Source organism: Escherichia sp. SCLE84, from assembly GCF_012584495.1.
Lineage (GTDB): Bacteria > Pseudomonadota > Gammaproteobacteria > Enterobacterales > Enterobacteriaceae > ECMA0423.
Map to the genome: position 1 here is coordinate 3132783 of NZ_CP051430.1, position 23897 is coordinate 3156679.

Sequence of the window (23897 nt, forward strand, 5' to 3'; positions counted from 1 at the left end):
GCCGAAGTGAAGGACTTTCATGATCGAAGTAAAACACCTGAAAACGCTACAAGCGTTGCGGAACTGCGGCTCTCTCGCAGCCGCTGCGGCGACGTTGCATCAGACGCAATCCGCCCTGTCTCACCAGTTTAGCGATCTGGAACAACGCCTTGGCTTCCGGCTATTTGTGCGTAAGAGCCAGCCGCTACGCTTTACACCGCAGGGAGAAATCCTGTTGCAACTGGCAAACCAGGTGCTGCCGCAAATTAGCCAGGCACTGCAAGCCTGCAATGAACCGCAGCAGACGCGTCTGCGCATTGCCATTGAGTGCCATAGCTGTATTCAGTGGCTGACGCCCGCGTTAGAAAATTTCCATAAGAACTGGCCGCAGGTAGAGATGGATTTTAAATCGGGCGTGACGTTTGACCCGCAGCCCGCGTTGCAACAGGGCGAGCTGGATCTGGTGATGACCTCCGATATCCTGCCGCGCAGTGGCCTGCATTATTCGCCGATGTTCGACTATGAAGTGCGTCTGGTGTTAGCACCTGACCATCCACTGGCGGCGAAAACGCGAATTACACCGGAAGATCTCGCCAGCGAGACGCTGTTGATTTATCCGGTGCAGCGTAGTCGACTGGATGTCTGGCGGCATTTTCTTCAGCCGGCAGGCGTCAGTCCGTCACTAAAAAGCGTCGATAACACCTTATTGTTGATTCAGATGGTTGCCGCGCGGATGGGTATTGCCGCGCTACCGCATTGGGTAGTAGAGAGTTTTGAGCGCCAGGGTCTGGTGGTGACCAAAACCCTGGGCGAAGGCTTGTGGAGCCGACTGTACGCCGCCGTGCGCGATGGCGAGCAGCGTCAGCCAGTTACGGAAGCGTTTATTCGCTCAGCGCGCAATCACGCCTGCGATCATCTGCCGTTTGTGAAGAGCGCGGAGCGACCCACTTACGATGCACCCACAGTGAGGCCAGGATCACCAGCGCGCCTGTAATAAACGTTGGCCAGTGCGGCTGTTGGTGCCAGATAGCCAGGTTTACCAGCAGCCCTGCCGGAACGTGCATATTATTCATAATTCCCAGCGTTCCGGCGTCCACCTGCGTCGCGCCGTAGTTCCACATAAAGTAGCCAATCCCGGAAGCCACCACGCCAAGAAACACCAGAATGCCCCATTGCAACGTGGTTTGCGGCATTTTCTGCGCATTTCCCAGCAAGAACCATGCAATTACCGCCACCAGGAACGCGCCAAGATAGAACCACGCAAAGGCGTTATGCTGCGGCATCGGGCGAGTTTCCATCAGGCGTTTGTAACCCACCATGCCGATGGCAAAAGTGATATTGGAGAGTTGCACCAGCAACAAGCCAGTCCAGAAATGGTCGGTGACCTGATCATAGCGAATAATCCCGGCACCAATCACCGCCAACAAGGCACTAAAAGCATATCCCCAGCGCAGACGGCGCTTACTCATGATGTCATAAATCAGCGTGATGTAGAGCGGCGTCAGTACGGTGAACAGCAGCAGTTCGGAAACCGTCAGATAGAGATAAGCGCGGAAACTCAGCATATACATCACGCCAAGCTGCATCGCGCCCACCAGCATATACAGGCCGACTGTTTTCAGGCTATTGCCACGGGTACGCAGAAACGGCAGAAAAACGAGTGCCGCCAGGCCAACGCGCACCAGCACCGCAAAATAGCTATCGACGTGCCCCGCAAGGTACTCGCCATAAAAGCTAAAGGAGAAGGCCCACAGAATCGTGGTGATGATAAGTAGCGCCACAATGGAAAACTCTTTGATTAACGAGTATCCATTGTAGCGAAGTATCAGGTTGACAACTAACCAAATAAAGAACGATTACGATAAATAGAGTTTACGCAGATAATGCGGCACTGCGTCTTCGGCGTTAGTACCAATCACTTCCAGCTCGGGATGCAGATCTTTCAGGCGCTGATGCGCGCTGCCCATAATGCAGCCTTTACCCGCCATCGACAGCATTTCGGCATCGTTCATTCCATCGCCAAAGGCAATACAATCTTGCAGGCTGTAGCCCAGTTTCTTCGCTACCGCTTCCAGGGCATGGCCTTTTGAAACGCCGCCAGCCATCACTTCCAGGCAGGTTAAGGTAGAGAAACTAACGTTGACGCGATCGCCCCAGCGAGCGTTAATCGCCTGCTCCAGCGGCAGCAGTTGTTCATGGGAATCGCAGGTGAAGAACACTTTGCTGACGCCTTCCGGCTCCAGTAATCCAGGCTCATACAGCGCATATTTGAACACCGCTTCTTTAAAAAAGCGCATCTCTTCCGGGCGATGGCGATTCATAAACCATTCGTCGTCGCGATAAACGTTAGTAATGATGTCCGGATTGTCGTTGACTACGCCAAACAGATCGCTGGCAATGTCGCGATCCAGGTTATGAGCAAAAATCAGATTGCCATCCAGATCGTGAACGCGCGCGCCGTTGGAGGTGATCATGTACGACTTGATCTCCAGATTATCGCGAATTTGCCCCACATCAACGTGGTGACGACCGGTCGCAAACACAAAGTTGATGCCGCGCGCGGTGAGCAGCTTCAGGGTTTCTTTGGCGTAAGGGGATAACGTATGGTCGGGAGAAAGTAACGTGCCATCTAAATCAGACGCAACAACCTGGTACATAAGAAATTTAAACCTCTGTAGAGCGGTTTCCGCTGGGTGAGTTATGCCTGTTGAAAAAATCAACAATGGCGTGGAGCGCGACTGAGCGCATTGCGTCCTTTTCAAAAAGGATCTCATGGTAAGCACCTTTAATTACCAACGGTCGTCCTCCTTCGACAGGATGGCCCGCGGCGGTGCGGAGTTCACAAAAACGGTCATGCATGCGGTTATCCACCACGCGTTCCTCTTCAGCTTGTAAGAGAAGCGTTGGCGTGGCGTCATCACCCGCACCGGCTAACACCTGTTCGCCAGCCAGAATACTTTCGCGTACCCAATGGTAGGTCGGCCCACCGACGCGAATCGTTGGGTCATCAGCATAGAAGCGTAAGTTACGTCGATATCGCTGTCTGCTGTGGGTCAGTACGTTGATAGCAAACGGCAACGCGCGCCAGCGCCCGGTGCCTATTGCATAGCCATCACGGAAACGTGGATGCGCTTCGGCCCAGTTGAGGATCTGCCGTGCCATAAATGACGGCATACGAATCACGATCCCAAACATTGGCGCAGTTAGCGCAATGGCGTCACATACACCTGGATGGCGTTGCAGAAATAATGTGGAGATCGCACCGCCCATCGAATGTGCCAGTATATAGCGTTTACGCCACGGACCGGGCTGAACCTCCTGCTGCCAGAATGCCGCCAGATCATCAACATAATCATTAAAGCGATTAACATGCCCGAGATGCGGATCGGCTAACAGGCGACCGGAACGTCCCTGCCCGCGATGGTCGATGATTAAGACATCAAACCCCAAATGGAACAGGTCATAGGCCAGTTCCGCATATTTTACGTAGCTCTCAATACGCCCCGGGCAGATGACTACCACCCGGTCATGGTGCTGTGCGCGAAAACGGACAAAGCGCACCGGAATGTCATCCACACCAGTAAACTCTGCTTCATCACGCTGACGCCAGAAATCAGTCAGCGGTCCCATGGTAAAAGCAGCAAACGCGTTTTCTCTTGTTTCCCAGTCTTTTTGCTGCTGAAACATCGGGTAATCTGCCTCTTAAACCACGTAAAATCGTTTTTTTTAGCGTGCCTGACACAACGCTGCGACAGTAGCGTATTGTGGCACAAAAATAGACACACCGGGAGTTCATCATGACCTTAGAATGGTGGTTTGCCTACCTGCTGACATCGATCATTTTAAGCCTGTCGCCAGGCTCTGGTGCAATCAACACTATGACCACCTCGCTCAACCACGGTTATCGCGGCGCGGTGGCGTCTATTGCTGGGCTTCAGACCGGACTGGCGATTCATATTGTGCTGGTTGGCGTGGGGTTGGGGACGCTATTTTCCCGCTCAGTGATTGCGTTTGAAGTGTTGAAGTGGGCAGGCGCGGCTTACTTGATTTGGCTGGGAATCCAGCAGTGGCGCGCCGCTGGTGCAATTGACCTTAAATCGCTGGCCTCTACTCAATCGCGTCGACATTTGTTCCAGCGCGCAGTTTTTGTGAATCTCACCAATCCCAAAAGTATTGTGTTTCTGGCGGCGCTATTTCCGCAATTCATCATGCCGCAACAGCCGCAACTGATGCAGTATATCGTGCTCGGCGTCACCACTATTGTGGTCGATATTATTGTGATGATCGGTTACGCCACCCTTGCTCAACGGATTGCTCTATGGATTAAAGGACCAAAGCAGATGAAGGCGCTGAATAAGATTTTCGGCTCGTTGTTTATGCTGGTGGGAGTACTGTTAGCATCGGCGAGGCATGCGTGAAAAATAATGTCGGATGCGGCGTAAACGCCTTATCCGACTTACTCTGAAGACGCGTCTGGCATCACCGCGAAATAATCAAATGAATGCCAAATCCGGCAAATAACGCCCCGGCAAAACCATCAATCCACTTCGCCAGACGTTGATAACCACGGCGCATTTGCGGCAGGGCAAACAGGCTGGCAACGACGGTAAACCACGCCAGTGTTTCGACAATGATCAGCGCAAAAATGCCCCAGCGCGCGGTAGTGCCAACGTTATCACCGACAAACAATGAGAATACCGAACCAAAATAGATAATCGCTTTCGGATTAGCGAGATTGGTCAGTAAACCTTTCAGGAAACTGCGCCCACTTTTCGCCAGCTCGACCTGTGGCGCAGGTGCAGAAACCGCCTCTTTTTTCAGCGCGCCGCGCAGCATCTGATAACCCATCCAGCAGAGATACAGGCCACCGCCAACCATAATCAGCGTATGCAGCCAGGCCATTTTTTCGATAATCAAATGCAGGCCAAGCAACGCAATCCCAGCCCAAACCATTACACCGCAGGTAATGCCCAGCACGCCCATCATCGCTTCTTTACGGGAACGACTGACAGCGGTCTGAGAGACAAAAAAGAAATCGGGACCGGGGCTCATAAGCGCCACAATATGCACCATGGCGACGGTGAGAAATAACATCAACATACATTTGACTCGCGGGGGAAACGTTTACGGAGTCTTCATCCTGGCACTTTTTTATGCCGCTGACTACTCTTCGTCGTCGCCGTCAACATGCGCGCGGATAAGCGCCATAAACGGTTTACCAAAGCGTTCCAGCTTGCGCATCCCAACGCCGTTAACGCTGAGCATTTCGCTGGCGGTGATCGGCATCTGTTCAGCCATCTCAATCAAGGTTGCGTCGTTAAACACCACGTACGGCGGGACATTGCTTTCATCGGCAATCGATTTACGCAGTTTGCGTAATTTGGCGAACAGTTTGCGATCATAGTTGCCGCCGAACGATTTCTGCATCGCTTTCGGTTTGAGCGCCACGATACGCGGCACGGCAAGTTGCAAAGAGGATTCGCCGCGCAGCACCGGGCGCGCGGCCTCTGTCAGTTGTAGGGCAGAATGCTGGGCAATATTTTGCGTCACCAGGCCGAGGTGAATCAGCTGGCGGATCACGCTCACCCAATGTTCATGGCTTTTATCACGGCCCATGCCATAGACTTTCAGTTTGTCATGACCATAGTCGCGGATACGCTGGTTATTAGCACCACGAATCACTTCCACCACATAACCCATCCCAAACCGCTGATTCACACGACCAATGGTGGAAAGGGCAATCTGAGCATCGGTTGAACCGTCGTACTGTTTCGGCGGATCGAGGCAGATATCGCAGTTTCCGCACGGCTCCTGACGCCCTTCGCCAAAATAGTTCAGCAATACCAGACGACGGCAAGTTTGCGCTTCGGCAAACGCGCCCATCGCATTGAGTTTGTGGCGCTCGATATCCTGCAACTGCCCCTGCGGCTTCTCTTCCAGACAACGGCGCAGCCACGCCATATCAGCCGGATCGTAAAACAGCATCGCTTCCGCAGGCAGGCCATCACGCCCGGCGCGACCGGTTTCCTGATAATAGGATTCGATATTGCGCGGAATATCAAAGTGGACCACGAAGCGAACGTTTGGTTTATTGATGCCCATGCCGAACGCCACCGTCGCCACCACAATTTGCAGGTCATCGCGCTGGAATTTCTCCTGCACGTCGGCGCGGACATTATTTTCCAGCCCGGCATGATAGGCCGCCGCGCTAATACCCTTGCTTTGCAGGCGCGCAGCGGTGTCTTCTACTTTCGCCCGGCTGTTGCAGTAGATAATGCCGGACTTACCGCGCTGTTCCTGCACGTAGCGCATCAACTGATCGAGCGGTTTGAATTTCTCCATCAGCATGTAGCGAATATTCGGACGGTCAAAACTGCTGATTTGAATCAGCGGATCGTTCAGCCCCAGCAGGCGCACGATATCCTGGCGCGTGGTGTCGTCGGCTGTGGCGGTCAGCGCCATAAACGGCAGCGTCGGGAACCGCTGGCGCAACTGACCGAGCGCGGCATATTCCGGGCGGAAATCGTGGCCCCATTGGGAGATACAGTGCGCTTCATCAACGGCTAATAACACCGGATTCCAGTGCGCCAGATGCTCAAGAAAGTTATCCAGCATCAGGCGTTCCGGCGCGATATAAAGCAGGCGGATTTGCCCGGTGCGACAGCCTGTCATCACTTCAAGTTGCTGCTCGCGGGTTTGCGTCGAGTTAAGGCACGCCGCCGCCACGCCGTTGGCTTGCAGTTGATCCACCTGATCTTTCATCAACGAAATCAGCGGTGAAACAACCACGGTAAGGCCGTTTAGCAATAAGGCAGGAATTTGATAGCAAAGGGATTTTCCGCCACCGGTGGGCATGACGACCAGGCAATCGCGACCGGAAAGCACAGTGTCGATAATTTCTTCCTGGCCGGGGCGAAACTGTTGGTAGCCAAAGGTTTCTTGTAAAACCTGTTTAGCTCCGGACTCCAGATTCAACACTTCCGCCTGCGCCACATTCACCCCGATTGCCTGAAATAAAAACAGGCGCTATTTTCAGCGCCTGCGCGAGAAACTGCAATGCTTTTAGTCTCTGAGAGGGTAATCCTGGATGCTGGATTCCAGATTTGCCAACCACTCAACCGTTCATCAAAACAAATCGTTTAGCATAACCCCCACACCGACACGGGTCTGGTTGAAGTTATAGTCGATGAGCGATTCGCCATAGCCGCTGTAAACCTGAGTATAAAGGCGCACATGTTTGGTGATCGGGTAACTTAAGCCTAACTCCGCGCCGCCGTAGCCGGTGTTCCAGTTGTACTGTCCTTTCGCACTGAGCACCGCATCACCGAGGTGATAGCCGATTTTAAGCTGGTAGTAACCCATATATTTGGTGATATCCGGGTTATCGTCAGTATTACCCACCACATACCACGGCTTCACTTCTACCAGCCAGTTACCGTTTTCTGCCATCAGGCGAGTATAAAGGCGGTTCCAGCTGCGGGAGGTCGGGTCTGAACGCCCGTTAGAGTCGTGGTTATACCCCATCTCCACATCGCGCAGCGTCCAACCTGCAAAACGGTAATCGGTGGCAAAACCGAGGAACAATTGCGGTTCGTAGTTGGTTTCACGAAACGGTGAAGACTCTTCGCTATTGGACAGTTGCCACCAGGATTTTTGCGTATAAGACGCACCCAACACCGAGTTCGGGCCTAAAATCCCACGCCACAGTGGAAATGCCAGGCTCAACTGAAACTTTACTTCATCCTTACGCGCATTTTCCGCCCAGTCGTAACTGGCAATCGCTTCTTTGTTCAGATCGCTGGTTTGGGTGTAGATGAGGTAGTTGGTGTCATAAGGATAGAGCGTGAACGGATTGTCATGCTCCTGCAGCATATTGGCGATAATACTGCCACGCACCGCTGGCGCGTCATGCACCTCTTTCACCGTTGCCTCTTGTGCATATACTGCCATAGGCAACATAAACACCGGCAACAACCAGCCCTGCAGAGTCCGCATCGGTCGTGTTCTCCGTAACGAATTATTGATAAGGTGAATGTTTTTCTGCGGGCTATTTTACATACTTAACTCCATTGCCGTTAGTTATCCCTTCCTAAAGTAGAAACCAACAACAAAGAAGCATAAAATCAACATTTCATTAACCAATGAAGTATAAGGATGATATGTCTGCCGTACTGACCGCTGAACAAGCCCTGAAATTAGTGGGTGAGATGTTTGTTTATCACATGCCATTTAACCGCGCGTTAGGGATGGAGCTGGAGCGTTACGAAAAAGAGTTCGCACAGCTGGCCTTTAAAAATCAGCCGATGATGGTGGGTAACTGGGCGCAAAGCATTTTGCACGGCGGAGTCATTGCGTCGGCGCTGGATGTCGCCGCCGGTCTGGTGTGCGTGGGAAGTACCTTAACCCGCCACGAAACCATCAGTGAAGATGAACTACGCCAGCGGCTATCGCGGATGGGGACCATTGATCTTCGCGTTGATTATCTGCGCCCAGGCAGGGGCGAGCGTTTTACTGCTACCAGTAGCCTGTTGCGTGCAGGCAATAAAGTCGCCGTCGCCCGCGTTGAATTACACAATGAAGAACAGCTTTATATTGCCAGTGCCACCGCCACCTATATGGTAGGTTGAAGACATAAAAGCAGGTAAACTGCTGTTACCAATTAAAAATGAGTATTCCCGATGGATGCAAAACAAACGCGGCAGGGCGTATTACTCGCTCTTGCCGCTTATTTTATTTGGGGTATAGCGCCAGCGTACTTCAAGTTGATTTACTACGTGCCCGCCGATGAAATCCTGACGCATCGCGTGATCTGGTCGTTTTTCTTTATGGTGGTGCTGATGAGCATTTGCCGCCAGTGGTCCTATTTAAAAACGCTGATTCAGACGCCACAGAAAATTTTTATGCTGGCAGTCTCTGCCGTGCTGATTGGTGGCAACTGGCTACTGTTTATCTGGGCGGTGAACAATCACCATATGCTGGAAGCGAGCCTTGGTTACTTTATTAACCCGCTGGTGAACATTGTGCTGGGGATGATTTTCCTCGGCGAGCGATTCCGCCGGATGCAATGGCTGGCGGTGATTCTGGCGATATGTGGCGTGTTAGTCCAGCTGTGGACTTTTGGTTCGCTACCTATTATCGCGCTGGGGCTGGCATTTAGTTTTGCCTTCTACGGCCTGGTGCGCAAGAAGATTGCGGTAGAAGCACAAACCGGCATGTTAATTGAAACCATGTGGCTGCTGCCCGTGGCGGCGATTTACCTGTTTGCTATTGCCGACAGCTCAACCAGCCATATGGGGCAAAACCCGATGTCGCTGAATTTACTGCTGATCGCCGCCGGTATTGTCACTACCGTACCGCTGTTGTGTTTTACTGCCGCTGCCACGCGCCTGCGTCTCTCAACGTTAGGCTTTTTCCAGTACATTGGCCCGACGCTGATGTTCCTGCTGGCTGTGACGTTTTATGGTGAAAAACCGGGTGCCGATAAGATGGTGACTTTCGCCTTTATTTGGGTGGCGCTGGCAATTTTTGTGATGGATGCGATTTATACGCAGCGTAGAACGTCCAAATAAAAAATAAATATATTCTGAAAAAATATGCCGACTCTTGTATGAGAGTGGGCATATTGCCATGCTGACAGGAGACTCACACAAGGATGTAAAATTTATGTTACGTATGTTTATCCCAACATCTAACGGTAAGATTTCCAGACGCCGATATATATTTTCATTTATTTTAATAAATTTCATTTTTGCCTTTCTTATTATCTTTTTTAACGATGGGGAAGCAGGTTTTCTTGTTATAGTCTCTACCATCGTACTCCATTATCTCGTCATCAACATGAATTGCCAGCGACTCCGTGATAGTGGTTTCATCTATATAAAAACTTATGTTTTTGGTACATTAGCAGTATATATCATCTCTATCATCACAATGATAGCCGAAGATTTTGCCTGTTCAGGCAATGGTTCGATGATTTTTTTGATTTGTTATTTTTCCACTTTCAGTATGCTAATGCTTGCACCTACTGATTCATCAAAACAATAGTTATGGAGTATTTATGAGTAAGGAATATATGAACGATGGTTCATTAAGTGAAAAATGGAAATACCGATTTAATTTTTATGATCAACATGGCTTTCCTGGATTCTGGGGAGCAACACCAGAATATAAAGCAGCATTTAAAGCATTAAAAGTAAGACAACGATTAACTATTCAAATGAATTTCATTGCTTTCTTCTGTTCCTGGATCTATTTATTTGTTCTGGGCTTATGGAAAAAAGCAATTATAGTTCTATTACTTGGCATTCTATCTCTATTTGTTGGTGCATTAATTGGCGTTAACATTCTGGGAATTGCCGTAGCAGCCTATGTTGCTGTTAACACGAACAAATGGTTCTATGAGAAAGAGGTAAAAGGGTTAAATACCTGGAGCCTTTGAATAACAGGTGGCTTAGCCAGACTAAGCCACCGCTCTCGTTTTTTACAACCAGTTCTTCCGCTTAAAGTACAGATACGGTGCCAGGCCCGCGAGGATCATAAAGATAATCGCGCCAGGGTAGCCGAAACTCCACTTCAGTTCTGGCATAAACTCAAAGTTCATCCCATAGCTGGAAGCAACCAGCGTTGGCGGCAGGAACACGACGGATACCACCGAGAAAATTTTGATGATGCGGTTCTGCTCGATGTTGATAAAACCCATTGCCGCCTGCATCAGGAAGTTCACCTTCTGGAACAGGGATTCGTTATGCGGCAGCAGGGATTCGATATCTCGCAGGATTTCACGCGCCTGCTCCAGTTGCCCACCCGGTAAACGCGCTTTACGCACCAGGAAGTTGAGCGCACGCTGGGTATCCATCAGACACAGGCGAACTTTCCAGCCGATATCTTCCAGTTCCGCCAGCGTGGAGAGCGCCTCATCGTACTCATCGCCCTGATGCCCTTCCATAATCACCCGGCTCAACTGCTCCAGATCGCTGTAGATATTTTCAATTTCATCTGCCAGCTGTTCGATTTTGGTTTCGAACAGATCCAACAGCAGCTCGTAGGCGTTACCGTCCACCATTGACTGGCTACGGGCGCGCATACGATACAGACGGAATGCAGGCAGTTCACGCTCACGCAGAGTAAACAGACGACCATCACGGATGGTAAATGCCACAGTGGAGTTACCGGCGTGATCTTCCGCATCTTCAAAGAAGAAGAAGGAGTGAATATGCAGGCCGTCATCGTCTTCAAAGAAACGTGCCGATGCTTCGATGTCTTCCAGTTCCGGGCGGGTTGCCAGGCTCTGGCCAAGTTCAGATTGTACGCGCAGTCGCTCGTCGTCGTCCGGTTCGACAAGATCAATCCATACTGCATTTACAAGGGGTTGTGACTCTTCGACTTCCAGCCGGGTCAGTCGGTTATTTTCCAGTTGAAATGCGCTCAGCATGACCGGGACTCCCAATGCTTAAAATATCGGACAGTTCGGTGGGCACACAGAAACAAATTGGGTTTCAGACCATTAAACAGCCTGACTCAGCGCGACGGGAAAAAATGAGGTCGCTGACAACCGCTAAGGCTATCAGCAAAAAGGGATAGCCTTAGGAGTTGATCCTGAATGACAGGATAGTGAGCCAGTATCTACTGGGTGTGTCCAAGGCGAATGTCCTCTTAGAGTGATCGTGCGCGCATGTTACGCCAGCAAAATTTTGCCGTCAACACGCAACGGCGACACATTTTTTTCCTGCTTCCTCCTGTTTACGTTCCCCGGAACACTTAAATTTTGTGGTTAAAATCTGAATCCATCAGGCGTGCTCTGGGTAAACAAAATAGAGAGCGTTAAACTTATGAGTTCCAGATGCTCTTCGTCTGGCACAACACAGGACAACATCAGATAACTTAAGGAAATATAGATGAAAAAAACGGTTTCAGCGTTGTTTTTATTAGCGTGTATAGGGTCATCATCCGCTTATGCGGATAACGCATTGATTTTACAAACGGATTTTAGCCTGAAAGATGGCGCCGTCTCGGCGATGAAAGGGGTCGCTTTCGGCGTTGACCATAATCTTAAAATATTTGATTTAACACACGAAATTCCACCTTATAACATCTGGGAAGGCGCTTACCGCCTGTATCAGACCGCCAGTTACTGGCCGCAAGGTTCGGTATTTGTCAGTGTGGTCGATCCAGGTGTTGGTACAGACCGTAAATCGGTAGTGCTGAAAACCAAAAACGGTCAATACTTCGTTTCACCAGATAACGGTACGCTCACTTTGGTGGCGGAATCGCTGGGTATTGAGAGCGTCCGGCAAATCGATGAAAAAACCAACCGCCTGAAAGGTTCCGAAAAGTCATATACCTTCCACGGTCGTGACGTGTATGCCTACACCGGTGCACGCCTGGCTTCCGGAGCGATCACGTTCGAACAGGTGGGGCCAGAGCTTCCTGCAAAAGTTGTCGAACTTTCTTATCAGAAAGCCAAAGCAACAAAAGGTGAAGTGAAGGGCAATATCCCGATTCTCGATATTCAGTACGGCAACGTCTGGAGCAATATCAGCGACGAGTTGCTGAATCAGGCAGGAATCAAACTCAACGACACGTTGTGTGTGACCATTTCCGAAGGTTCCCAGCAAAAATACGTAGGGAAAATGCCGTATGTCGCAAGCTTCGGCGATGTGCCTGAAGGCCAGCCGATGGTGTATCTGAACAGCTTATTGAATGTTTCCGTGGCGCTGAATATGGATAATTTCGCGCAGAAACATCAGGTTGCGTCTGGTGCTGACTGGAATATTGATGTGAAGAAGTGCGCTAAGTAAGTTACTGATGCGGGATGCGGTGTGGCGCACCGCATCCCGCAACGTTATACCGTCTCCAGCCGGGCGTAAGCCGCCACCAGCCATTTGATTCCCTGGCCCTGGAACGCCACCTGCAAACGGCTATGTTCACCGCTGCCTTCCATATTGACGATGGTGCCTTCACCAAACTTAGCGTGGCGTACACGCTGACCGAGCTTGTAGCCGCTGTCGTTCTCGACCATCGGCGTCCCCATCCGTTGATGGCTGACCGGACGACTTACCGTAGCGCGCAGGCGCACCTCTTCCACACACTCTTCCGGCAGCTCGCCGATAAAGCGCGACGGGCGATGGTAAACCTCTTTACCATACAGACGGCGGGTTTCCGCGTAGGTCAGCGTCAGTTTCTGCATCGCGCGGGTTACACCAACGTAGGCCAGACGGCGTTCTTCTTCCAGACGCCCGCCTTCATCCAGCGACATCTGGCTTGGGAACATGCCCTCTTCCATACCAACGATAAACACCTGAGGAAACTCCAGACCTTTCGCCGAGTGTAGCGTCATCAACTGCACCGCATCCTGCCAGGTATCCGCCTGCCCCTCGCCCGCTTCCAGCGCCGCATGGGAGAGGAATGCCTGCAGCGGCATTAAATCTTCGTCTTCTTCGTTGTAGCTGAACTGGCGCGTTGCCGTCACCAGTTCCTCTAAGTTTTCGATACGCGTCTGACCTTTTTCGCCCTTCTCCTGCTCGTACATGGTGCGCAGGCCGGAGTCTTTAATTACCCGGTCAGTCTGTACATGTAGCGGCATATCGGCAGTTTCCTGCGCTAAGGCGTCGATCAGTTCCATAAACCGCTGTAAGGCGCTGGCAGCACGTCCGGCGAGGGCTTTTTCCTGCAACAGTTCACGGCACGCTTGCCACAGCGTTAACTGGCGATCACGCGATGCCTGACGCACCACGTCCAGCGTCCGGTCACCAATACCCCGCGTTGGCGTATTCACCACGCGCTCAAACGCCGCGTCGTCGTTACGGTTGGCAATCAGACGCAGATATGAGAGTGCGTCTTTGATTTCCTGGCGTTCGAAGAAGCGCATCCCGCCGTAAATACGGTACGGCATACTCGCCTGCAACAGTGCTTCTTCCAGTACACGCGACTGGGCGTTGCTGCGGTAGAGAATGGCGCACTCGGCAAGCGCCCCGCCGTTGTCCTGCCAGGTTTTGATGCGGTTAACCACAAAACGCGCTTCATCGAGTTCGTTAAAAGCGCAATAGAGGGAAATAGGCTCACCGTCCGCGCCATCGGTCCACAGTTTTTTACCCAGACGCCCGTTATTGTTTTCAATCAGGGCGTTAGCGGCGCTCAGAATATTGCTGGTAGAGCGGTAGTTTTGCTCCAGACGAATAGTTTCGGCACCGGGGAAATCATTAAGGAAACGCTGAATATTCTCCACCTGCGCCCCGCGCCAGCCGTAGATTGACTGGTCGTCATCACCGACGATCATCACTTTGCCGGTGTCGCCCGCCAGCAGGCGGATCCACGCGTACTGAATGTTGTTGGTATCCTGGAATTCGTCCACCAGGATGTTGGTAAAACGTTCGCGGTAGTGTTGCAGGATATGCGGCTTGTTAAGCCACAACTCGTGAGCGCGCAGCAGCAGCTCGGCGAAGTCCACCAGCCCCGCGCGATCGCACGCTTCCTGATACGCCTGATACACCTTCTGCCAGGTCTGCTCCACCGGATTACCGTAGCTTTGAATATGATGCGGACGCAGGCCTTCATCTTTCTGGCTGTTGATGTACCACATTGCCTGGCGCGGCGGCCACTGCTTCTCGTCGAGGTTCATGGCTTTGATCAGACGCTTAAGCAGGCGCAGCTGGTCCTCGCTATCGAGGATCTGGAAATCCTGCGGCAGATTGGCGTCCATATGGTGCGCACGTAGCAGGCGGTGCGCCAGCCCGTGGAAGGTGCCGACCCACATGCCGCCCTGGCTGGTGCCCATCAGTTGCCCGATACGATGACGCATTTCCGCCGCCGCTTTGTTGGTAAACGTCACCGCCATAATCGAGTACGGCGAGCAGTTTTCCACGCTCATCAGCCAGGCGATACGATGCACCAGTACGCGCGTCTTACCACTGCCCGCGCCCGCCAGCACCAGAAGGTTGCTGCGTGGCGCGGCCACCGCTTCGCGCTGTTTGTCATTAAGGCTGTCGAGCAGGTAAGAAACGTCCATTGGCACCGCCGCGTAAAAATAGGTTGGGCGGAGAAGCGCAACGCCCTCCGCCAAAAAGCTGGGTATATATACAGATTTGCTGATTATATCAGCGAGGTCAGAGATGCCAACCGGGAAATTTCCAGATGCGGCAGTAAACGGCTGTCCCAGGTTTGCATCAGATCGCCATTTTCCGGTCTGATCCAACAAGCCTGCATTCCGCTGCGAATTGCCCCACCCACGTCAGTGGTGAGATCGTCCCCAACATGTAAGATCTCGCCGATCGGCACGTTGAGTTTTTCCGCAGCCAGAAAGTACATATCGCTGAACGGTTTTGAGCGCCCGTGCGGGCCAGCGCGCAGCACAAACTCAAAATAATCCCCCAAACCAAACAGTTCCGGCTGGGCGTTACCGTTGGTGATCGCCACCAGCGGCCATTTCTTCGCCAGCTGTTTTAAGGTGTCGTGGGTTTGCTGCGGGACATCGATTCGGCTGCGCCATTTGGCAAAGTTGATCATTGCTGCATGTGCGCCGGCACTGGCTTCTTCGGCACTCAGCCCGGCGTCGAGCATCGCTTGTTCAATCGAACGAAAACGCCAGCGTGTCACGTCGTGATAAATCTCGGGTTCCGCTTCCCGTACCGCCTGGCGCAGGCGTTGCAGATCTTCATTCCGGAAGCTGCGCAGCGCCGGATGATAATTTTGCACAAAGGTAAGCGCCTCTCGCTCGGTGCGCAAAATCACCGGACGGTTATCGTAAAGGGTATCATCCAGGTCAAAGGTGAGCGCCGAGATGCGCCCCAAAGGCCGGTAAAAACGCATTATTTCCCCCGTTTGGCGCGTGGATGCGCCGCATCGTACACCGAGGCAAGGTGTTGAAAATCAAGATGAGTATAGATTTGCGTGGTGGAGAGGTTGGCATGACCCAGTAGCTCCTGCACACCACGAAGATCGCCGCTCGACTCCAGCATATGCGTAGCGAACGAGTGACGTAATTTATGTGGGTGAACGTGATTATTCAGCCCTTGTTTTATGCCCCATTCGGCAAAGCGTTTCTGCACATTACGCGCGGAGATACGCTTGCCCAGTTTCGACAGAAAAAGCGCGTCGTCTTCGCTACCAAACAGGTCGCGCAAATCAAGCCAGTGCTCAATCCACGCCACAGCGTTGCGACCAATCGGCAGGCGGCGCTCTTTGCTGCCTTTCCCCATTACCCACACTTCACCAGACTCCAGGTCGAGGTGTTTGATATCCAGCCCCACCAGCTCGGAAAGACGCAGACCCGCGCCGTACATCACTTCCAGCATTGCACGGTCGCGTACAGCGAGGGGATCGTTGATATCAATATCCAGCAGCCGATTCATATCGTCCACGTCGAAGTTTTTCGGCAGATGACGCGGCGCTTTCGGTGCCGAAACACCTTTCGCCGGGTTAGCTTTGAGTTCGTTCTGGCTGACCAGCCAGTCAAAAAAGCTACGTAGCGCAGAAAGCCGTAACGCGAGGCTTGCTGCTCCCAGCCCTTTACGGCGACTGCGTACAGCAAAATTGCGCACCATCGTCACATCACATTGCTGCCAGCTTTGCAGGCCGTTTTCGCTGGCAAAATTGATGATCGCCTCAAGCTGACGCTGGTAGTTAAGCAGGGTTATCGGGCTAAGCTGGCGCTCCACGCTCAGATAACGTAGGTAGCGTTCTACATCGGTGTGTAAATCGGTCATACGCGTTCAATCCAACGCTCCAGAAGCTCCGGCAACATCAGCGCAATTTCATGAAGTAACTGCGTTCCCTGCCCTTGTTGATAGTGACTGGCATCGCGACTGGTAAACAGCACAACACCCAAATCAGCATCGCTTCCCAGCATCGACATCGCCACCGATCCCACCGCTTTCGCTTCCGGTAGCACCACCAGCAGCTCCGGTCCGTTAAGCGGCCCAAGATAGTGCTGTTCCTGCCCCAGACGCTGAATACGCAGCGGTTCGAAAGACTGACGGCTTAATGCCAGATGAGTGTGGTTCGACGGCGCACCTAAGCGCCAGCGATCCGGAAACAGGCGCAGACTCGCACCAGCCAGGCCGAGATCGCGCGCCCAGCGGTGAAAGCGCATCAGCATATCATCGAGACTGCTGGCGGCGGTGAGACTGCGCTGCAGGTAGAGTAGGCGATAAAACAGCCCTTCGTTGGCGATAGCCTGCTCCATCAACAACGCCATGTTCTCTTCCAGAACATGAATATGATTACGTGCGCGGGCCATGTGCCACTCGACCAACGAAACGGTGCCGCGTACCGGATGCGGCACACGTATCGCTTCTACTGCGCGCGCATTGCGGATAAAAAACTCAGGATTTTTAATCAGATAATCGACAACCGCCCGGTCATCAAGCTCCGTGAGTGTTTCCTGCAGTTCTTCCCCTGGTTGCTTCATAGATGAATAAATCCGTCGTAGACATGTACCGCCGGGCCAGTCATATATAACGGGTGACCCGGACCTTTCCAGGCGATATCAAGACGACCGCCGGGGAGTTCCACGCGTACGTCTTCGGCCAGCAAACCTTGCTGGATCCCTACCGCCACCGCCGCACACGCGCCGCTGCCGCAGGCCTGGGTTTCTCCTGCCCCACGCTCATAAACGCGTAAACGAATATGCTCGCGCTTAACCACTTGCATAAAACCGATATTGGCTCGCTCCGGAAAACGCTCGTGGCTTTCCAGAACAGGACCAAGCGTTTCTACCGCCGCGGTATCGACATCATCGACCTGAATCACGCAATGCGGATTTCCCATCGACACCACGCCGCATAAGATTGTCTGCTCGGCGGCGCGCATAATATAGGTCTTTTCCGCTTTGTTAGCGCGAAACGGCACGGCGGAAGGTTCGAAGTTGGGTTCGCCCATATTTACGCGGACCAGATCATCATCGGTGACGGTCAGAACCATCCGCCCGTTGGCGGTGCTGACGCGGATATCACGCTTATTGGTCAGCCCTTTCAGACGCACAAAACGGGCAAAGCAGCGCGCACCGTTGCCGCACTGCGCCACTTCACTGCCATCAGCATTGAAAATGCGATAGTGAAAATCCAGTTCAGGATCATACGGCGGCTCAACCACCAGCAGTTGGTCAAACCCTACCCCCAGGTGCCGATCCGCCAGGCGACGAATCAGCTCCGGTGAAAAAAAGACATTCTGCGTTACCGCGTCGACGACCATAAAATCGTTGCCAAGGCCATGCATTTTCGAGAACTGCATCATTTACTCCAATCACGCGGGTACAGAAACTGACTTTTAGTAATTCACCTGGGATGGACCATCGCCAGTGGCGCGATCGTTTTTATCCGGCACCGTGGATTGCGTTTGCGTCTCTACCGGTTTGGTCGGCGGCGGTGCCTTTTTATCTGCAGGCGGGAAATAGAGCGGACCTTTCAGACCGCAGCCCGTCAGGCTGAAGAGAGTAATTAATACAGTGAGTGCCTTAAACACGTTTTTCATTATGGATTGCCTGTAAAGTTCATCGCTTTCTGCTTTCTATCATCGCAGGAGAAGGCGTAAAAGCAAGCGTTTAGCGACTCTTTATGAAGTCTGAAAAGTGAGGAAATGCTGCGAGTATAACGCTTACACGTGGGGATTTATGTTTTGCTGGTAGTTTCGTGATCGGCACCTCGCGCCAGGATGGCTTTATGCACTATCGCAATGTGGTTTGTTTGTTGGCTTTTTTAGTTCCGTCAGCGTGAGGATGCTCGCTCGGTAAACCTGATCATAATGTTTACCAGAAACAGGGAAAGGCGTGGTGTAACTGCGCCCTAATGAAGAGACAAATCTTTCGCTACACTGAGACATCATTATTCCGGTGACGGATGAATCGTGCCGGAACGCAGCCGCAGAGGTGCAAACTTTGAAGCCCTGACCCCATGCCGCTATACTGCCGCCATCACTTAAAAACAGGATACAACAATGAACGACAGTGAATTTCATCGCCTGGCTGATCAACTCTGGCTGACCATTGAAGAACGCCTGGACGACTGGGATGGCGACAGCGATATCGACTGCGAAATCAACGGCGGCGTACTGACCATTACCTTTGAAAACGGCAGCAAAATCATTATCAACCGACAGGAACCGCTGCACCAGGTATGGCTGGCAACCAAACAAGGCGGCTACCATTTTGATCTGAAAGGCGATGAGTGGATTTGCGATCGCAGCGGCGAAACCTTCTGGGATTTGCTGGAACAGGCGGCGACGCAGCAGGCGGGTGAAACAGTCAGTTTCCGCTAAGATTGCATGCCGGATAAGCCTCGCTTTCCGGCACGTTCATCACGAAAAATACTGCTGTAATAGCGGCGTATCGTGATCCTGATTGGCAGGCGGCATGTTACCGATAGATTTTGTGCGGAACGGAATCACCTGTTCACGACCATCAACCTTCACAATCTGATAGAACTGCGGCAGGTTGAAGTTGATGAAGCTTGAGCCGTAGGTAAAACGGTCATGCGATGACGAGTAGAAGCGACTGACGTCACGTACCAGCTCCTCTTTGCTGCCTTCGCAGTGGTGATACACCTCAACCCGGTTGCTTTCGTCGAGAATGTAGATATTAAAGCCATTCTCGTCTTGCGTTTCTTCGAAAAAGAACTGGATGATCCCTTCGCTGGCAAAGCCGTCCACCACCGCCGGTAATTTGACGTGATTGGTTTCAACCTGCACTGACAGGCCGTGCAGTTTGTTATGCGAAATCGCGCCATAAAACTCGATGGCGTTTTCCAGTTTCTGTACCGATACATTCAGGCGTTCGAAGAACAACCCCCAGGTTTGACCAGAAACGCGCAGCGCCTTGAAACGCCCGGTTTCCTGGCGGGTGCTGGAAAGACGCAATTCAATACACTCAGAAACCAGTTGCTGCACGCGAGTACGAATTAAGCCGCGCAGATGCTGGCTATAACAGAAGACTTCCACGCTATCTGGCGGTGCGGCGTCCTGATGCATTTTGCCGAGAATAGTTTTCAGGGCTTCGATCATCGATTGCTCGCCGTTGAAATGCAGCGTACGCACTTCGTTCCACGAGTTGCGGTACAGCAGGTCAACGCTACCTACCAGGCAATTTTGATTCTCGCCAAAGCTGAAGACATCCAGCTTACGGAAATCGAAATGCACCACCTGATTGCGGAACGCCGCTGTCGGGTCATATTCCAGGTTAACGATAATCGCCAGATGGCGGATCTCACACGGGCTGTAGAGCGCCTTCGGTGTCGGTGCAGGTAAGCGCAGCGGGAAATGGTGCGACACGTCGGCGACCATCTCCTGCAACTTAGGCAAATCGACAATGCCGTTACCTTTAATATACAAACGGGTGCGCGAGGTCAGCAGGCCGTTAAACCATGCCCACGCCACCAGTTTGTTCAGGTAACGGTTATATTCCAGCGGCTGATGGCTGATGATCGACTCAATATTTGGCGCGCGGTTATACAGATACCAACCTGAACGGTTAGCACGGCCCGGCGGCACATAAATAAAGGTCAGATTCGGTTCCGAGAGATCGGGTGAAATCTGCGGGTTTACCAGCGTCACTTTACCTGGTAATGCTTCAAACGCGGCATACAGCTTACGCGTCAGCACGCCGATATCCTGCGGACTGGCGGAGACGCTAAGGTTATTGCGACGCGCAAAGCGGATCAGATTACGGTAGCTCTGCATCATCGCGTCGAGCAACTCGTTGTGCGCCTCACGCACCTGATCAATCTTCCAGTTAGCGCGGTTATCGAGCATTGCCAGACGAGCTTCGTCCCAACCCCACTCGCTCACTAACTGGCTCAACACTGCGCGACGCCAGCCTACGCAGGCGCGTTCACGGCTGAGCTTTTCGCACACTTTTAAATAGAAGCAGCGACGTACTAAATCCAGACGGGTAAAATCTTCAATCGCCGTCAGGTATTCAGTAACACGCTCCAGCATCATGCAGTATGGATCGAGACCAAACGATACAATCTCGCCGTCGTGCAAACGCTGTTTGATATCTTTCGCCAGCAGACGTGGGTTCGGGTATTCCCAGGAATAGGCTTCCAGCAGCAGTGTTTTCAGTACCGCTTTGTATGGGGAATCGATACTCTTGTAGAGCTGCCAAAGGCTGGCACCAAAGTACTCTTCAGCAGAAAGCGAGCTTAAGCCACCGAGATCCAGCCATTCATTTGGCGTCAGCACGCCCTGCGCGTAAAGCGTCATCACATAGTCGTCGTAATGCTCTTCTTCGTCGCACGGCACCATATTCCACAGAATACGCTTACCGGCGAGACGCACGGCGGTACGATAAAATTCGTCAAGCAGCAGTATATGCTGGGTGGAGCCACAATCTTCGCCCCCCAGGCTGCCGCTTTCATTATGACGGAAGCGGTTTTCATCAATCAGGAAGAAGCTGACTTCCACACCCAGCGAGGCGGCCCAGCTTTCCAGCAGACTACATTTACGTTGTAGTAACTGGCGCTCTTCGCTATCGAGCCAGGATTGATGACAGACCCAGATATCCAGGTCAGAGGAACAACTTTGCCCTACGGACGAGGTGCTGCCCATGGTGTATACACCAGTAATTGGAAGCTCACCTTTCGGTGGGTCCTGTACTGACATTCCACGATACAGTTCAAGCTCGTTCAGGTAGTGGCGTTGAGTTTCATCAGGCGTGTAAAGGCAAATGCCTTTGGGAACGTTACCATCAAGGTAACCCGGCATTAGCGGATGGTGATAGTGCAACAATGTCGGCAGTAGACTGTAGACCTGTTGGAATGCAGGCCCCATAGCAGCAAGCGCGCGATCCACACGCAATTGATTTATGGCATCCAGTCTCTGTTTCAGAGTCTCAATATAGAGGTACAAGACGTATCGCCTGATTTGCTACCCGTCATGACTGTGATTCCGCCAACATCAACGGTAACACGCGGCATTCGGGATATTTCGTATGTCAAAGGTAACCGTTACCACTTTTCGCGCCTGGTTTTTTTAGTTTCACGACGAAAAAATGGTCTAAAACGTGATCAATTTAACACCTTGCTGATTGACCGTAAAGAAAGATGCGCTACATACAAGTGTAGCACCGTTTATTCTCTGTAAATTCCTTATTACGACGGCGTGAAACGCCTGTCAGGATCCACTGCCAGACCTCATTTTACGGTTTGCGCAGGCGTCTACGTTTCACCACAACACTGACATCACTCTGGCAAGGATGTTAGGATGGACCACGGATGATAATGACGGTAACAAGCATGTTAGACAATGTTTTAAGAATTGCCACACGCCAAAGCCCACTTGCACTCTGGCAGGCACACTATGTCAAAGACAAGTTGATGGCGAGCCATCCGGGCCTGGTGGTTGAACTGGTACCGATGGTGACGCGCGGCGATGTGATTCTTGATACGCCGCTGGCGAAAGTAGGCGGAAAAGGCTTATTTGTAAAAGAGCTGGAAGTCGCGCTCCTGGAGAATCGCGCCGATATCGCCGTACATTCAATGAAAGATGTGCCGGTTGAATTCCCGCAAGGTCTGGGGTTGGTCACTATTTGTGAGCGTGAAGATCCTCGCGATGCCTTTGTGTCCAATAATTATGACAGTCTGGATGCGTTACCGGCAGGCAGTATCGTCGGGACGTCCAGTTTACGTCGCCAGTGCCAACTGGCTGAACGCCGCCCGGATCTGATTATCCGCTCCCTGCGCGGCAACGTCGGCACTCGCCTGAGCAAACTAGATAACGGCGAATACGATGCCATCATTCTTGCCGTAGCCGGACTAAAACGTTTAGGTCTGGAGTCCCGCATTCGCGCCGCGTTACCACCCGAGATTTCTCTTCCGGCGGTAGGACAAGGTGCAGTCGGTATTGAATGCCGCCTTGATGATACGCGCACTCGCGAGCTGCTTGCCGCGCTGAATCACCACGAAACTGCACTGCGCGTTACCGCAGAACGCGCCATGAATACCCGTCTCGAAGGTGGATGTCAGGTGCCAATTGGTAGCTACGCCGAGCTTATTGATGGTGAAATCTGGCTGCGTGCGCTGGTCGGCGCGCCGGACGGTTCGCAGATTATTCGCGGTGAACGCCGCGGTGCGCCGCAAAATGCCGAACAAATGGGGATTTCGCTGGCAGAAGAGCTACTGAATAACGGCGCGCGCGAGATCCTCGCTGAAGTCTATAACGGAGACGCCCCGGCATGAGTATCCTGGTCACCCGCCCGTCTCCCGCTGGAGAAGAGTTAGTGAGCCGTCTGCGCACACTGGGGCAGGTGGCCTGGCATTTTCCGCTGATTGAGTTTTCTCCGGGTCGACAATTACCGCAACTTGCTGATCAACTGGCGGCGCTGGGGGAGAGCGATCTGTTGTTTGCCCTCTCGCAACACGCGGTTGCTTTTGCCCAATCACAGCTGCATCAGCAAGATCGTAAATGGCCCCGACTACCTGATTATTTCGCCATTGGACGCACCACCGCACTGGCGCTACATACCGTAAGCGGACAGAAGATTCTCTACCCGCAGGATCGGGAAATCAGCGAAGTCTTGCTACAATTACCTGAATTACAAAATATTGCGGGCAAACGTGCGCTGATATTACGTGGCAATGGCGGTCGTGAGCTAATTGGGGATACCCTGACAGCGCGCGGTGCTGAGGTCACTTTTTGTGAATGTTATCAACGATGCGCAATCCATTACGATGGTGCAGAAGAAGCGATGCGCTGGCAATCCTGCGAGGTGACGATGGTCGTTGTTACCAGCGGTGAAATGTTGCAGCAACTCTGGTCGCTGATCCCACAATGGTATCGTGAGCACTGGTTACTACACTGTCGACTATTGGTCGTCAGTGAGCGTTTGGCGAAACTCGCCCGGGAACTGGGCTGGCAAGACATTAAGGTCGCCGATAACGCTGACAACGATGCGCTTTTACGGGCATTACAATAACTCTCATAACAGGAAGCCA

25 protein-coding genes and 1 pseudogene are annotated in these 23897 nt (G+C 52.3%); 11 read left to right on the forward strand and 15 right to left on the reverse strand.

Features of this window, described 5'->3' with window-relative positions; translation table 11 throughout:
• Nucleotides 1-19: 19 nt before the first annotated feature.
• On the forward strand, nt 20-973 hold the full coding sequence (metR, locus tag HGD79_RS15210; protein WP_000573621.1) for an HTH-type transcriptional regulator MetR: 954 nt from the start codon (nt 20-22) through the stop codon (nt 971-973).
• Here metR and bioP read toward each other — a convergent pair.
• From bioP to pldB, 3 genes are all read right to left on the reverse strand, one after another.
• Nucleotides 861-1760, reverse strand: a complete 900-nt coding sequence (gene bioP, locus HGD79_RS15215; RefSeq protein WP_001196238.1) for a biotin transporter — start codon at nt 1758-1760, stop codon at nt 861-863. The two genes, metR and bioP, sit on opposite strands and share 113 nt — an antisense overlap.
• A gap of 75 nt (nt 1761-1835) precedes the next feature.
• Nucleotides 1836-2636 carry a sugar/pyridoxal phosphate phosphatase YigL gene (gene yigL / locus HGD79_RS15220; RefSeq protein WP_000285355.1) on the reverse strand — a complete coding sequence of 267 codons (801 nt, stop codon included), beginning with the start codon at nt 2634-2636 and terminating at the stop codon, nt 1836-1838.
• 7 nt (nt 2637-2643) lie between these two features.
• Nucleotides 2644-3666, reverse strand: a complete 1023-nt coding sequence (gene pldB / locus HGD79_RS15225) for a lysophospholipase L2 (RefSeq protein ID WP_000487654.1) — start codon at nt 3664-3666, stop codon at nt 2644-2646.
• 110 nt (nt 3667-3776) lie between these two features.
• Between pldB and rhtB the strand changes: the two genes are divergently transcribed.
• Complete coding sequence (gene rhtB, locus HGD79_RS15230) at nt 3777-4397, forward strand: homoserine/homoserine lactone efflux protein (protein WP_096260405.1); 621 nt, start codon at nt 3777-3779, stop codon at nt 4395-4397.
• Between the two features lie 61 nt (nt 4398-4458).
• On the opposite strand, the gene rhtC is transcribed toward rhtB, so the two are convergent.
• The 3 genes from rhtC to pldA all read right to left on the reverse strand — a co-directional run bounded on the left by rhtC (nt 4459) and on the right by pldA (nt 7974).
• On the reverse strand, nt 4459-5079 hold the full coding sequence (gene rhtC / locus HGD79_RS15235; protein WP_000928824.1) for a threonine export protein RhtC: 621 nt from the start codon (nt 5077-5079) through the stop codon (nt 4459-4461).
• Between the two features lie 63 nt (nt 5080-5142).
• On the reverse strand, nt 5143-6972 hold the full coding sequence (recQ, locus tag HGD79_RS15240) for an ATP-dependent DNA helicase RecQ (protein WP_000035581.1): 1830 nt from the start codon (nt 6970-6972) through the stop codon (nt 5143-5145).
• A 132-nt stretch (nt 6973-7104) separates the two neighbouring features.
• On the reverse strand, nt 7105-7974 hold the full coding sequence (pldA, locus tag HGD79_RS15245; protein WP_001259700.1) for a phospholipase A: 870 nt from the start codon (nt 7972-7974) through the stop codon (nt 7105-7107).
• Between the two features lie 164 nt (nt 7975-8138).
• Here pldA and yigI point away from each other — a divergent pair, with 164 nt between their 5' ends.
• The 4 genes from yigI (at nt 8139) to HGD79_RS15265 (ending at nt 10417) form a co-directional block, all read left to right on the forward strand.
• On the forward strand, nt 8139-8606 hold the full coding sequence (gene yigI, locus HGD79_RS15250; protein ID WP_001277142.1) for an acyl-CoA thioesterase YigI: 468 nt from the start codon (nt 8139-8141) through the stop codon (nt 8604-8606).
• A gap of 51 nt (nt 8607-8657) precedes the next feature.
• The gene (gene rarD / locus HGD79_RS15255) at nt 8658-9548 is read left to right on the forward strand and encodes an EamA family transporter RarD (RefSeq protein ID WP_000339104.1); all 891 of its coding nucleotides are present in this window, start codon (nt 8658-8660) and stop codon (nt 9546-9548) included.
• 94 nt (nt 9549-9642) lie between these two features.
• Entirely contained in the window at nt 9643-10023 is a 381-nt protein-coding gene (yigG, locus tag HGD79_RS15260; RefSeq protein ID WP_001399535.1) for a protein YigG, read from the forward strand.
• 13 nt (nt 10024-10036) lie between these two features.
• Complete coding sequence (locus tag HGD79_RS15265) at nt 10037-10417, forward strand: DUF2628 domain-containing protein (RefSeq protein ID WP_000032581.1); 381 nt, start codon at nt 10037-10039, stop codon at nt 10415-10417.
• A gap of 42 nt (nt 10418-10459) precedes the next feature.
• Here the strand turns inward: HGD79_RS15265 and corA are convergent, their stop codons facing one another.
• Both corA and ysgD read right to left on the reverse strand, forming a co-directional pair.
• A complete protein-coding gene (gene corA / locus HGD79_RS15270; RefSeq protein ID WP_000947159.1) occupies nt 10460-11410 on the reverse strand; it encodes a magnesium/cobalt transporter CorA in 951 nt (316 codons plus the stop codon).
• Between the two features lie 151 nt (nt 11411-11561).
• On the reverse strand, nt 11562-11618 hold the full coding sequence (gene ysgD / locus HGD79_RS26665) for a YsgD/CorL family protein (RefSeq protein WP_212591408.1): 57 nt from the start codon (nt 11616-11618) through the stop codon (nt 11562-11564).
• 255 nt (nt 11619-11873) lie between these two features.
• On the opposite strand from ysgD, the gene HGD79_RS15275 reads away from it, so the two are divergent.
• A complete protein-coding gene (locus HGD79_RS15275; protein WP_000754468.1) occupies nt 11874-12776 on the forward strand; it encodes an S-adenosyl-l-methionine hydroxide adenosyltransferase family protein in 903 nt (300 codons plus the stop codon).
• A 44-nt stretch (nt 12777-12820) separates the two neighbouring features.
• Here HGD79_RS15275 and uvrD read toward each other — a convergent pair whose 3' ends face one another.
• The 6 genes from uvrD to HGD79_RS15305 form a co-directional block, all read right to left on the reverse strand.
• Entirely contained in the window at nt 12821-14983 is a 2163-nt protein-coding gene (gene uvrD / locus HGD79_RS15280; protein WP_032221871.1) for a DNA helicase II, read from the reverse strand.
• A gap of 83 nt (nt 14984-15066) precedes the next feature.
• Nucleotides 15067-15783, reverse strand: coding sequence for a 5-amino-6-(5-phospho-D-ribitylamino)uracil phosphatase YigB (gene yigB, locus HGD79_RS15285; protein WP_001213592.1), 717 nt, complete (start codon nt 15781-15783; stop codon nt 15067-15069).
• A complete protein-coding gene (gene xerC, locus HGD79_RS15290) occupies nt 15783-16679 on the reverse strand; it encodes a tyrosine recombinase XerC (protein WP_168848433.1) in 897 nt (298 codons plus the stop codon). The genes yigB and xerC overlap by 1 nt, the downstream gene beginning before the upstream one ends.
• The gene (locus HGD79_RS15295; RefSeq protein WP_000812796.1) at nt 16676-17383 is read right to left on the reverse strand and encodes a DUF484 family protein; all 708 of its coding nucleotides are present in this window, start codon (nt 17381-17383) and stop codon (nt 16676-16678) included. Before HGD79_RS15295 ends, xerC begins: the two co-directional genes overlap by 4 nt.
• Complete coding sequence (dapF, locus tag HGD79_RS15300) at nt 17380-18204, reverse strand: diaminopimelate epimerase (protein ID WP_040062145.1); 825 nt, start codon at nt 18202-18204, stop codon at nt 17380-17382. Before dapF ends, HGD79_RS15295 begins: the two co-directional genes overlap by 4 nt.
• A gap of 36 nt (nt 18205-18240) precedes the next feature.
• Nucleotides 18241-18444: a lipoprotein gene (locus HGD79_RS15305; RefSeq protein WP_000799883.1), complete on the reverse strand. Its 204-nt coding sequence runs from the start codon at nt 18442-18444 to the stop codon at nt 18241-18243.
• 158 nt (nt 18445-18602) lie between these two features.
• Between HGD79_RS15305 and HGD79_RS26670 the strand changes: the two are divergent.
• Both HGD79_RS26670 and cyaY read left to right on the forward strand, forming a co-directional pair.
• Nucleotides 18603-18745 (forward strand): annotated as a pseudogene (locus HGD79_RS26670) (DKNYY family protein); the annotation flags it as partial.
• A gap of 161 nt (nt 18746-18906) precedes the next feature.
• Nucleotides 18907-19227 carry an iron donor protein CyaY gene (cyaY, locus tag HGD79_RS15310; protein ID WP_000999947.1) on the forward strand — a complete coding sequence of 107 codons (321 nt, stop codon included), beginning with the start codon at nt 18907-18909 and terminating at the stop codon, nt 19225-19227.
• 39 nt (nt 19228-19266) lie between these two features.
• On the opposite strand, the gene cyaA is transcribed toward cyaY, so the two are convergent.
• On the reverse strand, nt 19267-21813 hold the full coding sequence (gene cyaA / locus HGD79_RS15315) for a class I adenylate cyclase (protein ID WP_000281680.1): 2547 nt from the start codon (nt 21811-21813) through the stop codon (nt 19267-19269).
• Between the two features lie 386 nt (nt 21814-22199).
• Here cyaA and hemC point away from each other — a divergent pair, with 386 nt between their 5' ends.
• Both hemC and hemD read left to right on the forward strand, forming a co-directional pair.
• The gene (gene hemC, locus HGD79_RS15320) at nt 22200-23141 is read left to right on the forward strand and encodes a hydroxymethylbilane synthase (protein WP_001307481.1); all 942 of its coding nucleotides are present in this window, start codon (nt 22200-22202) and stop codon (nt 23139-23141) included.
• Nucleotides 23138-23878: a uroporphyrinogen-III synthase gene (hemD, locus tag HGD79_RS15325; protein WP_097421613.1), complete on the forward strand. Its 741-nt coding sequence runs from the start codon at nt 23138-23140 to the stop codon at nt 23876-23878. Before hemC ends, hemD begins: the two co-directional genes overlap by 4 nt.
• Nucleotides 23879-23897 lie beyond the last annotated feature (19 nt).